The 11,937-nt window shown below is 66.0% G+C and carries 11 protein-coding genes; 3 read left to right on the top strand and 8 right to left on the bottom strand.

The window, feature by feature from the left end:
- Positions 1-37 precede the first annotated feature (37 nt).
- Positions 38-1,246: an MFS transporter gene (locus LC060_RS19105; protein WP_226638306.1), complete on the bottom strand. Its 1,209-nt coding sequence runs from the start codon at positions 1,244-1,246 to the stop codon at positions 38-40.
- A gap of 344 nt (positions 1,247-1,590) precedes the next feature.
- Between LC060_RS19105 and LC060_RS19100 the strand changes: the two genes are divergently transcribed.
- On the top strand, positions 1,591-1,884 hold the full coding sequence (locus LC060_RS19100) for a hypothetical protein (RefSeq protein ID WP_226638305.1): 294 nt from the start codon (positions 1,591-1,593) through the stop codon (positions 1,882-1,884).
- Positions 1,885-1,960: 76 nt separating this feature from the next.
- Here the strand turns inward: LC060_RS19100 and LC060_RS19095 are convergent, their stop codons facing one another.
- The 6 genes from LC060_RS19095 to LC060_RS19070 form a co-directional block, all read right to left on the bottom strand.
- Entirely contained in the window at positions 1,961-2,773 is an 813-nt protein-coding gene (locus LC060_RS19095) for a phosphoadenylyl-sulfate reductase (RefSeq protein WP_226638304.1), read from the bottom strand.
- A gap of 28 nt (positions 2,774-2,801) precedes the next feature.
- Positions 2,802-3,236 carry a DUF934 domain-containing protein gene (locus LC060_RS19090; RefSeq protein ID WP_226638303.1) on the bottom strand — a complete coding sequence of 145 codons (435 nt, stop codon included), beginning with the start codon at positions 3,234-3,236 and terminating at the stop codon, positions 2,802-2,804.
- A complete protein-coding gene (locus LC060_RS19085; protein ID WP_226638302.1) occupies positions 3,229-4,863 on the bottom strand; it encodes a nitrite/sulfite reductase in 1,635 nt (544 codons plus the stop codon). The genes LC060_RS19090 and LC060_RS19085 overlap by 8 nt, the downstream gene beginning before the upstream one ends.
- The gene (locus LC060_RS19080; protein ID WP_226638301.1) at positions 4,863-5,159 is read right to left on the bottom strand and encodes a DUF2849 domain-containing protein; all 297 of its coding nucleotides are present in this window, start codon (positions 5,157-5,159) and stop codon (positions 4,863-4,865) included. Before LC060_RS19080 ends, LC060_RS19085 begins: the two co-directional genes overlap by 1 nt.
- Positions 5,156-5,956: a uroporphyrinogen-III C-methyltransferase gene (gene cobA / locus LC060_RS19075; RefSeq protein ID WP_226638300.1), complete on the bottom strand. Its 801-nt coding sequence runs from the start codon at positions 5,954-5,956 to the stop codon at positions 5,156-5,158. Before cobA ends, LC060_RS19080 begins: the two co-directional genes overlap by 4 nt.
- Positions 5,957-6,092: 136 nt before the next feature.
- A complete protein-coding gene (locus LC060_RS19070; protein ID WP_226638299.1) occupies positions 6,093-8,936 on the bottom strand; it encodes an EAL domain-containing protein in 2,844 nt (947 codons plus the stop codon).
- 226 nt (positions 8,937-9,162) lie between these two features.
- On the opposite strand from LC060_RS19070, the gene LC060_RS19065 reads away from it, so the two are divergent.
- Positions 9,163-9,846 (top strand): helix-turn-helix domain-containing protein, encoded by a 684-nt coding sequence (locus LC060_RS19065; protein ID WP_226638298.1) that lies wholly within the window; start codon positions 9,163-9,165, stop codon positions 9,844-9,846.
- A gap of 17 nt (positions 9,847-9,863) precedes the next feature.
- Positions 9,864-10,817 (top strand): GGDEF domain-containing protein, encoded by a 954-nt coding sequence (locus LC060_RS21090; protein ID WP_226638297.1) that lies wholly within the window; start codon positions 9,864-9,866, stop codon positions 10,815-10,817.
- A 49-nt stretch (positions 10,818-10,866) separates the two neighbouring features.
- On the opposite strand, the gene LC060_RS19055 is transcribed toward LC060_RS21090, so the two are convergent.
- Positions 10,867-11,913: a mechanosensitive ion channel family protein gene (locus tag LC060_RS19055; protein ID WP_413465140.1), complete on the bottom strand. Its 1,047-nt coding sequence runs from the start codon at positions 11,911-11,913 to the stop codon at positions 10,867-10,869.
- Positions 11,914-11,937: the final 24 nt, after the last annotated feature.

Below are 11,937 nucleotides of genomic sequence, written 5' to 3'. Positions count from 1 at the left end.
TCCGGCCCCTTTCTTGTGGTGTCCGATGAGCGTCCGCTCAAGCCATGGCGAGCGCGGCCTGACGCTGGTCACGGCGGTAGAGCGTGAGCGTCACGAGGTAGACGGCCAGCCCGCCGAGCGAGAGCACGGCACCGATCCAGCCGGTGGAGGGGAGGCCCAGGCCTGCCGTGATGGCGAGGCCACCCAGCCAGGGGCCGAGCGCGTTGGCGGTGTTGAAGGCGCTGTGGTGCGCGGCCGCGGCCAGCGCCTGCGCGTCGCCTGCCACGTCCATCAGGCGCGTCTGCAGGATCGTGCCAAGGCCGCCGCCAAAGCCGATGAGCAGGACGTCGATAGCGAGCAGCCAGACGTTCTCGACCACGAGCGGGAACAGGGCGAGCGCAATCGCGACCCACACGAAGGCGATGATCGCGGCGCGGTCCTGGTCGCGGTCGGCAAGCCAGGCCCAGAACAGGTTGCCCGCCGTCATGCCCACGCCGTAGACGGCCAAGACCACGGGGACGAGCGTTTCGGGGGTCTTCGTCACCTCGATCATGGTCGAGGCGAGGTAGGTGTAGACACAGAACATGCCGCCAAATCCGATCACCCCGGTCAGCAGCGTGAGCAGCACCTGCGGGCGCTTGAAGGCGCCCAGTTCGCGTAAAGGGCTGGCGTCGGGATCGGCACCGTGGCGCGGGGCATAGAGCGCGACGAGCGCCATCGTGGCCATCGCCAGGAACGCGACGATGCCAAAGCCATAGCGCCAGCCCACGATCTGGCCGAGCAGGTTGGCCGCAGGCACGCCGATGATGGTGGCGATGGTCAGGCCCAGGAACACCTTGGCGACGGCCTGCGCGCGCTTCTTGGCGGGCACGAGCGAGGCCGCGACGAGGGCGGCGACGCCGAAGAAGGCGCCGTGGGGAAGCCCGGCGAGGAAGCGGAAAAGGAGCAGCGTCGAATAGCTCGAGGCCATGGCGCTCAGCGCGTTGCCGACCGCGAAGATCGCCATGAGGCCGATCAGCATGGTGCGGCGCGACAGGCGCGCGCCCAGCACCGAGAAGATCGGCGCACCGACCACGACGCCCAGCGCATACATGCTGATCGCGTGGCCCGCCTGCGGGTCGGTCAGGCCAAGGTCGCGCGCGAAATAGGGGAGGAGGCTCATCGCGGCGAACTCGGTGGTGCCGATGGCAAAGGCACCCACGGCAAGCGCGAGAATGACGAGAGCCGGGTGAACCGGCTGGGAGGGGGGCAAGGTCTGTACGGTCATGTTGCGCCGCAATATAGAGCAAAGGCGGTCCGGGCTGGAGGGGGAAACCTTGCGCTTTGTGCGTGCAGATGGTGCAAATGGCGCAAGTATCGACGTGGCGCATGCAAGTGTGATGTATCGCCCGGATGCGGGCTTGGCGGCTGTCCGCCCTCGGTTTGCGCCAACACGGGGGATGGCAGAAGAGGTGGCGAGATCAGTCCCCTTTGCCAACGAGGATATGTGAAATTGTCCGTTAGACCGCCCAAGTGGACGCGCGGGACTTCTGGCGGTGGGGCCAAGTGCTCGCTAAGGAAGGCCTGCCGCCGGGAAAGTTACCCCGGCAAACTGTACTAGGGGAAATTTCCATGGGTGACGTGCGCATCAGTGTACGGCCGGCACGTTCGGCAAATGCACAGAATCTTCTCTTGATGGTCGATGGCCAGATCCTCGACCTGGGCGAGGAGGAGGCCGCCGCCAACCTCACGCCGGGCGAGCATACGGTCTCTGCGATCCTCACCCGCAAGGACGGTGAGAGCGGGCCGGTCAGCGGCGAAGTCACGCTCCAGTCCGAAAGCGGCGAGGTGATCGACACGCTGCAGGTCGAAGTCGCCGACTGGGGCGAGATCAACCAGGTCAAGAAGACCATCCGCATCGGCTGACGAGGCCCGGAGCCACGAAAAAAGGGGCGGGCCCAGGCCGGGCTCGCCCCTTTTTCTTATTCTGCGCGGCTGTTCCTCAGAACACCGGGTCGAAGCCGGGCGGCAAATCGCTGGCGGGGCCGTTGCCGTCTTCGCCGGGCTTGTGAATGCCGCACTCGGTCTTGTCCCAGCCCCTCCAGCGGCCCGAGCGCGGGTCTTCACCCGGCGCGACCTTGCTGGTGCAGGGCATGCAGCCGATCGAGGGATAGCCCTGCGCCACCAGCGGGTGGGGCGGCAGGTCGAATTCCTGGATGTAGGCCTCGAGCCGTTCGGGGCTCCAGTCGATCAGCGGGTTGATCTTCAGGCGCCCCTGCTCGTCGGTGGTGTCGATTTCGAAGCGGGGCAGGGTCTTGCGGGTGGACGACTGGAAGGCCTTGCGGCCCGTGATCGTCGCATCGAACCCGGCGAGCGCCTTGGCCAGCGGCTTGACCTTGCGGATCTCGCAGCAGCCGTCGGGGTCGTAGGACCAGCGAAGGCCACTCTCGTCCTTCTTGGCCAGTTCCTCTTCGTCGGGCGTCAGGTTGACGAGGTTCTTGAGGCCAAGACGTTCCACGAGGTCGTCGCGATAGGCGAGGGTCTCGGGGAAGTGCTTGCCCGTTTCCAGGAAGAGCACCGGCAGGTTCGGATTGATCCGGCTGACGAGGTGGAGGAGCACCGCGCTTTCCGCGCCGAAACTCGACACCTGCGCCACGTCGCCCGCCATGCCTTCCTTGAGCAGCGTCTCGAGCATCTCGCTCGTGTCGGTGCCGCGGAAGAGGCGGTTGAGGCGCACCGCGTCGGCCTCGACGAAGCGAGGTCCGGTCTCGATGCGGTCGCGGATGCGGCCTTGGGTGTCGTTCTGTTCGGTCATCGGGTACTCCCTCCTGACAGCGGGGACCTTACGCCGGGTGGCGCTTGGCCCAGATCGGCGCACGGCCATCGACGACCGTTGCCTGGTACACATTCTCCCAGCGCGCGAAGGCGGCTTCGGCATCGCTGGTGTTGAGCGGCTTTTCGGGGGCGAAGGCATCGAACCCGCAGCGGCGCATGTGGTGCAGCATATCGATCACCAGATCGCCGGTGGCGCGCAGTTCGCCGGTGTAGCCCGCCTCGCGCAGGATGCGCGCCGAGGAATAGCCGCGCCCGTCGGTCCAGGCCGGGAAGGCCACCTCGACCAGCGCAAGCCGGTCGAGCGAGGGCAGAAGGTCGCGGGCATCGTCGCTGGGCTCGATGCGCACGGCGGTGGCGTTGGACTGCTCGGTGAAGGCGCTGACCGTCACGGCGGGATCGTTGACCGCTTCGTCGTCGCGGAAGCGGAACTGTACATCAACCATAGATTGCCTCCTTGAACGGGGCCATGCCGATACGGCGGTAGGTGTCGAGGAAGCGCTCATCGCCCTGCTTGTTGGCAAGGTAGACGTCGATGGCCTTTTCGGTGGCGTCGACCACCCCGTCCTCGTCGAAGCCGGGGCCGGTGATCTTGGCGAGCGAGGTGTCCGCCCCTTCCGATCCGCCGAGCAGGAGCTGGTAGTTCTCCTTGCCCTTCTTGTCGACGCCGAGGATGCCGATGTGGCCCGCGTGGTGGTGCCCGCAGGCGTTGATGCAGCCCGAGATCTTGAGCTTGAGTTCGCCGATTTCGGCCTGACGCTCGGCGCTGCCGAAGCGCTCGGAGATCTTCTGCGCGACCGGGATCGAGCGCGCGTTGGCAAGGCTGCAGTAGTCGAGGCCCGGGCAGGCGATGATGTCGCCCACGGTGTCGAGGTTGGGCGTCGAGAGGTCGGCCTTCTCCAGCTTCTGCCACAGCGCGTAGAGATCGCTCTTCTTGACGTGCGGGAAGACGATGTTCTGGGCGTGGGTGACGCGCAGTTCATCGAAGCTGTAGTCCTTGGCAAGCTCAGCCATCAGGCGGATCTGGTCGCTCGTCGCATCGCCGGGAATGCCGCCGATGGGCTTGAGCGAGACGTTCGCGATGACATAGCCCGGCGCCTTGTGGGCGAAGGTGTTGCGCTCCACCCAGAGACGGAAATCGGGATCGGAAAGGTCCAGGTCGTCCGACAGGCCGGTCTCGAAGGCGGGGTCGACGAACATCGCCTGGATGCGCTCCAGCTCGGCGAGCGGCGGCTCGATCGGCTGGGTAAGCAGGTGCGCGAATTCGGCGTCCACTTCCTTCGAGTAGGCCTCAAGGCCCAGCTCGTGGACGAGGATCTTGATGCGCGCCTTGTACTTGTTGTCGCGGCGGCCATAGCGGTTGTAGACGCGCACGCAGGCCTCGGCATAGGTGACCATCTGGTCGATGGGCACGAAGTCCTTGATCTTCTTGGCCACGAACGGCGTGCGGCCCATGCCGCCACCCACGTAGAACTCGGCGCCGACCTCGCCCGCCTCGTTCCTGACGAGGTTGATGCCGATGTCGTGCAGGCGCATCGCGGCGCGGTCGATCTCGCTGGCGATGACCGCGATCTTGAACTTGCGCGGCAGGACCAGGAATTCGGGGTGGAAGCTCGACCACTGGCGCAGCAGCTCGGCGTAGGGACGCGGGTCGACGACTTCGTCGGCCGAAGCGCCCGCGTACTGGTCCGAGGAGATGTTGCGGATGCAGTTGCCGCTGGTCTGGATGGCGTGCATCTCGACCTTGGCGAGATCGGCCAGCGCGTCGGGCGTGTCTTCCAGCTTGATCCAGTTGTACTGGATGTTGGTGCGCGTGGTGAAGTGGCCGTAGCCGCGGTCGTACTTGTCCGCGATGTCGCCCAGCACCTTCATCTGCGCCGAGTTCATCGTGCCATAGGGCACCGCGACGCGCAGCATGTAGGCGTGGAGCTGGAGGTACAGGCCGTTCTGCAGGCGCAGCGGCTTGAACTGGTCCTCGGTCAGTTCACCGGCAAGGCGGCGGCGCACCTGGTCGCGGAATTCCGCGACGCGCGTGTCGACCATCTGCTGGTCATATTCGTCGTACTTGTACATCAGATCACCCAGTTCACGGCGTTGGCGTCGGCGGGCTTGACCGTCAGGTCCAGGCGGACCGTCGGGCCGAAGGCGCGGATGCGTTCCTTGATGTGCGCGGGGCGCACGCCCTGGTCGTCCTTCTCGGCGTCGATCACGTAGGCCGAGACGGCGTTCTGCGCGCCTTCCTCGCGGGCGATGACCTTGGCGCCATCATCCCCCACATCGGCGGCTTCGTCGACATCGAGCGACCAGCCCACGCCGGTCCACCAGATGACGGCCCCGCTCTTGAGGTCATTTGCGGTCACGATCTTCACTGCTCTGCCTCCAGCGCCATGGCGCGAATGGTATGGTCGGCAAGGCCGCCCTCGATGCGGGCAACCTCGCCGATAACGATGAGAGCCGGGCTCTTGACGGCGTGGTCGGCGACCAGTTCGGCAAGTCCGGCAAGAGGGGCGCGCAGGACGCGCATGTCGGAACGGGTCGCCTTCTCGATGACGGCGACGGGAACATCGGGGGCCAGGCCATCGCCCATCAGCTTCTCGCTGATCTGGGCGGCCGTGGCGAGGCCCATGAAGATCACCAGCGTGCGGCCCTTGCCGGCAAGGCCCGACCAGTCCTGCTCGGACAGGCCCTTGCACTGGCCCGCAACGAAGCTGACGATCGAGGCGTGGTCGCGGTGGGTGAGCGGGATCTGGCTCGCGGCCGAAGCACCCAGCGCGGAAGAGATACCGGGCACGACCTCTATCGGCACACCGGCTGCGCGGCAGGCTTCGGCTTCCTCGCCGCCCCGGCCGAACACGAAGGGATCGCCGCCCTTGAGGCGCACCACGTCCTGCCCGGCAAGGGCTTCGGTCACCAGCAGGGCGTTGATGTCCTCCTGCTTCATGGTGTGGCGCGAACGGCTCTTGGCGACCGAGACGAGGCGGGCATTGGGGCGCGCCATCTCGAGAATGCGCGGATCGACGAGGCCATCGTGGACGATGAGCGCGGCGCCCATCACCAGCCGCGCCGCGCGCAGCGTGAGCAGGTCGGGGTCGCCGGGACCGGCGCCGACCAGGTGGACGGTGCCGACAGGCCCCGCGTGGCCGGGAAGAGCGGAATGAACGGTCATGGTCCCCGACATGGCCAGCTTGCTAAGGTGATGCCAGCCAGAATGCCTTGGGTGTGCCCAAAGGCATCTTTAGTGCCCCGTGAAAGGGGCCGTTTTCGGAGGCTTGCGGCCTGAGGGCAGGGGCGGTGTCCTGTCCTCAGGTGGCGGTGAGAGGTGTCGCGGTGATGAGCGGGCCATGCGGGCTCTCGCCGGTGGAAAGGCTGCTTTCGGCCAGAAGTCGGCTTGGCGCATGGCCGGGGCGGCCCAGGAAATAGCCCTGAGCCTCGTGGCAGCCTTCGCTCACCAGAAGGTCGAGGTGGCCCGCTGTCTCCACCCCTTCGGCGAGGACCGGGATCTGCAGCGACTGGCCAAGTCCGAGCACCGCGCGGATGATGGCCTGGGCCTGCGCGTTGCTGTCGGACTGGAGCAGGAACGACTTGTCGATCTTGATCTTGTCGAAGGGGAAGGACTGCAGGGTGTCGAGCGAGGAATAGCCGGTACCGAAGTCGTCCATGGCAATGGCGACGCCCAGGGCCTTGATCTGGCGCAGGTTGTGCAGGGCCCGGGCCTTGTCCGAGATGATCGAGGTCTCGGTGATCTCGAGCTCGAGGCGTCGTGGCGGTAGGCCGGTTTCGAGCAGGACGCGGGTGACCGTCTGGGCGATGTCGGGTTGGACCAGCTGGATCCCTGAGAGGTTGACCGCAATGCGCAGGTCGTTGTCCCAGCGCCTGGCTTCCAGGCAGGCCTGGCGCAGCACCCATTCGCCGATGGGCAGGATGAGGCCGGCTTCCTCGGCAATGGGGATGAATTCGACCGGCGAGACCAGGCCCCGGGTCGGGTGATGCCAGCGCAGGAGCGCTTCGTACCCTGAAAGCTTTCCGCCTTCGATGTAGCACTGCGGCTGGTAGAGAAGCTCCAGTTCGTTGCGCTCGATGGCCTGGCGCAGGTCACTGGCGAGCTTGCGCCGCGCCCGCGCGCTCTCGTCCATGCTCGGCTCGTAGAAGCACACGTTCTCGCCGATCTGGCCCTTGGCGCGGTACATCGCGAGATCCGCGTTGTTGAGAAGCGTTTCGCGGTCGATCCCGTCATCCGGGAAGGTGGAAACGCCGATGCTGGCGCCGAAATGGAGGGTCTGGCCCTCGTGCTCGATCGGCTCGGCAAAGCAGCGTTCGAGACGGCGCAGGAATTCGGTGAGCTGGGTATCGGTGGTGTAGATCTTGCCGGCGCCGAACTCGTCGCCGCCCAGCCGCGCGGCGAATTCGCCGTCGGCGAGGGTCTCGTTCAGCCTGCGTGCGATCTCGGCAAGGACGATATCGCCCCAGGCGTGGCCGAAGCTGTCGTTGATGTCCTTGAAGCGATTGAGGTCGAACACCGCGATGGCCAGCTTGCGCCCATGGTGGCGGGCGGTCGCGATCGATTCCTCCAGCCACAGGTTGAGGCGGGTCCGGTTGGGAAGCCCGGTGAGCCCGTCGTGCAGCGCCATGTGCTCGATGCGCGCCTCGGACTTGCGCTGGTTGGTGATGTCATCGAAGGTCGAGACCCAGCCCCCGTCGGGCAGGCGGCGGCTGGCGATCGAGACGATGAAGCTGTCCGAATATTCAGCCATGACCGGGGACAGGCTGGGGTCGCGCAGGCTCATCTGGACGAGATTGCCGGTCGTTTCGAGGTGATCGGGGGCCAGCGACTGGCCAAGGCCGGAGGTGCGCGCGGCCTCGATCACCTCGTCCTGCGTCATGCCGATCCGAAGGTCATCCGGGCCAAGATCGTACATTTCCAGGAAGCGGGTGTTGAAGAGCGCCAGGCGTTCGTCGGCGTCGAACAGGCACAGGCCCTGGTGCATATGGTCAAGGGCGGCGTCGCGCTGCATGCCGATCGCATTGATGCGGTCCTGCGCTTCCTTGTGCTGGGTGACGTCGCGGGTGATCTTGGCGTAGCCGATCGAGCGGCCTTTCTCGTCCTTGAGCAGTTCGATCGTGACCTGGGCCCAGAACCGCGTTCCGTCGCGGCGCATGCGCCAGCCCTCGCCGGTGAACTTGCCGGTGCTCGCGGCAATCCCCAGGGCACGTTCGGGAAGGCCAGCCTTGCGGTCTTCGGGGGTATAGAAGCTGCCCAGTTCGCGGCCCAGCGCCTCCTCGCGGGTGTAGCCCTTGAGGCGCTCTGCGCCGGCGTTCCAGCTGGCGACCCTTCCCTCGAGATCAAGGATGTAGAGCGCGTAGTCCGAGATGCCCTTGACCAGCAGGGTGAACTGGCGCTCGCTGGCGCGGATCACGGCCTCGGTCTTGCGCACGAGGATGACCACGGTGATGGCCAGGCCGACCAGGCCCATCGAGATCACGCTGACCGCAAAGGCCATGGCTCGCGGGGAGATGAAGTTGGTGTGGACGGGCAGGTTGGCAGGGATCACCGTGAGGCCGGTCATGCCGATGAAGTGCAGGGCCACGACGGACAGCGCGAGAAGCGCTGCGGCGCCTGCAAAGCTGACGGTGCCGCGGCGCTTGAGACCCAGGTGAAAGGCGGGGAAGAGGGGGAGTATGGAGGCGAGGATCGAGGCGACGATATAGGTCCCGTCCCAGGAGATTCGGGCCGGCAGTTCCAGGCCCAGCATCCCGCAGTAGTGCATCGCGCTGACGCCGCTCCCGCACAGGATGGCGCTCAGCGTGATCGATGCCGTGTTGGGGCGTCCCGTGCGCATCACGGTGGCGTAGGCCAGCGTCGACGTGACCACGACCAGGACAAGCGAGAGCAGCGTCAGGAGCGTGTCGTAGCCCATGATCACCCCCGGCGCGTAGCCGAGCATGGCAATGAAGTGCGTGGCCCAAATCCCGAAGCCCGAGGAGACCCCGGCAAGGGCAATCCAGTTGAGGCGTTCGCGCAGGACTGCCTCGCGGGCGTGACGCAACAAGAGGACCGTGGTCGCGGCCGAGAGAATACAGATCAATCCGGCCACGATCACGAAGCGCACTTCATGCTGGTCCTGGATGCAGGAAAGAATCGCTAACACGTGAGATGCGCCCCAATCATTTGCAGCGTACCTAGGGGCGTGCTGGTTACAGGATTGTAAACATTGAATGCGCAGATAACGGTTCCGTTCCGCGTAGTCCGCAAGGGTACAAGGCTTTATGCGCTTTGCGGGTTCACCGGGTTAGCTGCCCGGCATGCAATTATAGGGTCGTGCTAACGGAATCTTTACCCCGATGCGCCAGTGCTTCACCCCTTAGTGGAGTACCGTGACCTTGGCCATTGCCGCTCATTTCGATACCGTCGAGGACCCATCGGGGCTGGCGCGCGCGCAGCGTCGGCGCCTGTTCCTGGAAACCCGTGGTAAGCTGCCTTCTGGAAGCGAGGCGCAGGTCGCCATCCACAATTTCAGCGAGACCGGCGCGCTGCTCGAGACCGAGGAGAACCTCGAGATCGGCGAGACGCTGGAGATCGCCCTTCCCGAAGTGGGCGCGCTGCCCGCGCGCGTTATCTGGTCGAGCGGCCGGCTCTACGGCTGTGCCTTCCTGGCGCCGGTGCCCGAAAGCGCGTTGAGCGCGGTCGAACTGCGCAGCGCAGTCCAGCTCCAGACTGGCGTCCTGCCGGCCCATCCCGCGCCCGACACGACGGTCGGCGGGGAGAGCCTGGGCGAGCGGATCCACCGTCTGCGCAAGCTGCGTGGGCTCACCCAGGGCGAACTCGCGAGCCAGCTGGGCGTGAGCAAGCCCACCGTGTGGGCCTGGGAGCAGGGCCGGGCGCGCCCCATCGAGGAGCGCATGAGCGGAATTGCCGATGCCCTTGGCGTCCCCGTTGATGATCTGCGCCCCGACCGTTTCACACCGGGGCTTGCCGAACTCATCGCGCGCTGCCGCGAACAGATCGCCAGCGCAGTCGAAACCGCCCCTGAAAAGGTGCGGATCATGATCGAACTCTAGGTGACCGGGCGCACGCGGTGATCGAGAAGCTCAATCTCCAGGAAGGTGTCGCGCTCTATCGGCTCCTGGCCGATGGCAGCGGGGACATCGTCGTCAAGACCGACCTCAAGGGGTACATCGTCGATGCCTCCCCCGCGATCGCGCAGCTCGGCTTCGATGTCGGCACCAACGCCCATGTCGGCGTACACCTGCTCGATCTTGTCGGCGAGGAGGGCAAGTCGCAGGTCGCCCACGCCCACGGCAATGCGGTTGCAGGCGGTGAGGACGGGGCCTGGATCGAGGTCGCCGCGCACACCCCCGACCAGCGCGAAAGCTGGTACCGCTTCCGGGCGCGGGCGCTGCGCGACGAGAGCGGCGAGGTCTATGGCGCGATCAGCCTGATGCGCAGCATCGACGAGCAGCGCGAGCTGCGTGACCAGCTCTTCGCGGCGACCTACACCGATACGCTGACGCGCCTGACCAACCGGTCCGCGTTCGTCTCGATGCTCGAACACATGCTGGGCAGCGAGATGAAGGGGTGCCTTGGCCTTTTCAGTCTCGACTTCTTCCGCTCGATCAACATGAAGTACGGCCAGCACACCGGCGATGCGGTGCTGCGCGTCTTTGCCGACCTGCTGCGCGAGATGCTGCGCGGTGACGACATCATCTCGCGGATCGGCTCGGAGCGCTTTGCCGTGCTCCTCCCGCGCACCACCGCCGAACAGGCCGAGGCGATCTGCTCGCGCGTGGTGACGACGCTGGCCGAACGCCGCCAGAAGGTGGGCGAATGCGAATTCGCGATTACCGCCAGTGCGGGTGTCGCGCAGATCTCGGAGGATCTCGATTCGACGATGGAGCGCGCCGAAATGGCGCTCTTCACCGCCAAGGCGAAGGGCCGCAACCGGCTGGAGATGGAGCGCCGCGACCGGCCGCGCTTCGTTGCCGCGCCGTCCGCCACCGGGCAGATGCACAACCGCCGCCACGACGACTGAACCGGCCCCGCGGGCAAAGTGCAACGGCCCGAGCGCGTCGGCTTGAGGCTCAGCGCCCCTCGCGGCCGCGCAGGGCTTCGACCAGGTCGCGCAGCGCCTCGTTGGTGCGCAGGTTGATATCGCGCTGGGGGAAGGGGATCTCGATGCCTTCCTCCTGGAACTTGTGCCACAGGGTCTTGAGGACCTCGGAACGCACGTTGCCGATGCCTTCCTCGGGGTCGGTGATCCAGCAGTGGATGATGAAGTTCACCGAGCTGTCGCCGTAGGATTCCAGCCACGCGGTGGGCGGCGGGGCATCGAGGACGCGCTTCACCGAGCGCGCGGCTTCCAGCATCAGCTTCTCTGCACGGTCGATGTCGGAATTGTAGGAAATCCCAACCGGTACCTGGATGCGCACGTTGCGGCTGGAATAGGACCAGTTCTCGACCTGATTGATCATCAGGTTCTCGTTCGGGATCAGGTATTCCTTCTGGTCGCGCGTGGTCAGCGAGACCGCGCGGATGCCGATCCGGCGGATCTGCCCGAAAGTGGAATTGCCCGCCTGGTCGGTGATCGCGATGACATCGCCCGGCTTGATCGACTTGTCCATGAGCAGGATGATGCCTGCGATCAGGTTGCCGAAGGTCTTTTGCAGGCCAAAGCCGATGGCAAGGCCGAACGCGCCCGAGAACACGGTGAGCGCGGTGAGGTCGATCCCCAGAACATCGATCCCGACAAGGATGGCAATGCCCCAGATGAGCAGGCTCAACCCCTTCTCGATGAGGAGGCGCTGCGTCATGTCGAGCCGCGTCGCGCTGCTCAGCACCCGGTGCGAGAGCTTGCTTGTCATCCAGGCGATCGAGATGACCAGCGCCATGACGATGGCCACGACAGCCAGGTCCCAGAGCGACAGGCGCGTGGAGCCGACCTCAATCGCGATGGCATCGAGCGTGTTGATGAAGCCGCCAATCGTGTTCGAGTGCGAGGCAACCGCATCGCGCAGGCCGTCTGCGCCCGCCAGCGGCTGCTCGACGTACTGGGTGACCGTGGGCGTCGGGGAGGGCGCGGTGAGGACGTCCCCGGTGGCCTCGGGATCGGGGCTCTTACCTGCGGCCATCTCGTTCGCCATCATCGCGGCGGC

This window comes from Novosphingobium profundi (genome assembly GCF_020524485.1).
Lineage (GTDB): Bacteria > Pseudomonadota > Alphaproteobacteria > Sphingomonadales > Sphingomonadaceae > Novosphingobium > Novosphingobium profundi_A.
This window is presented reverse-complemented; position numbering and strand designations above follow the sequence as displayed.

Bases quoted from the DNA above. Each gene is read 5' to 3' on its own strand.
- LC060_RS19105 (WP_226638306.1), bottom strand. From the start codon at position 1,246: ATGACCGTACAGACCTTGCCCCCCTCCCAGCCGGTTCACCCGGCTCTC.
- LC060_RS19100 (WP_226638305.1), top strand. From the start codon at position 1,591: ATGGGTGACGTGCGCATCAGTGTACGGCCGGCACGTTCGGCAAATGCA.
- LC060_RS19095 (WP_226638304.1), bottom strand. From the start codon at position 2,773: ATGACCGAACAGAACGACACCCAAGGCCGCATCCGCGACCGCATCGAG.
- LC060_RS19090 (WP_226638303.1), bottom strand. From the start codon at position 3,236: ATGGTTGATGTACAGTTCCGCTTCCGCGACGACGAAGCGGTCAACGAT.
- LC060_RS19085 (WP_226638302.1), bottom strand. From the start codon at position 4,863: ATGTACAAGTACGACGAATATGACCAGCAGATGGTCGACACGCGCGTC.
- cobA (WP_226638300.1), bottom strand. From the start codon at position 5,956: ATGACCGTTCATTCCGCTCTTCCCGGCCACGCGGGGCCTGTCGGCACC.
- LC060_RS19055 (WP_413465140.1), bottom strand. From the start codon at position 11,913: ATGGCCGCAGGTAAGAGCCCCGATCCCGAGGCCACCGGGGACGTCCTC.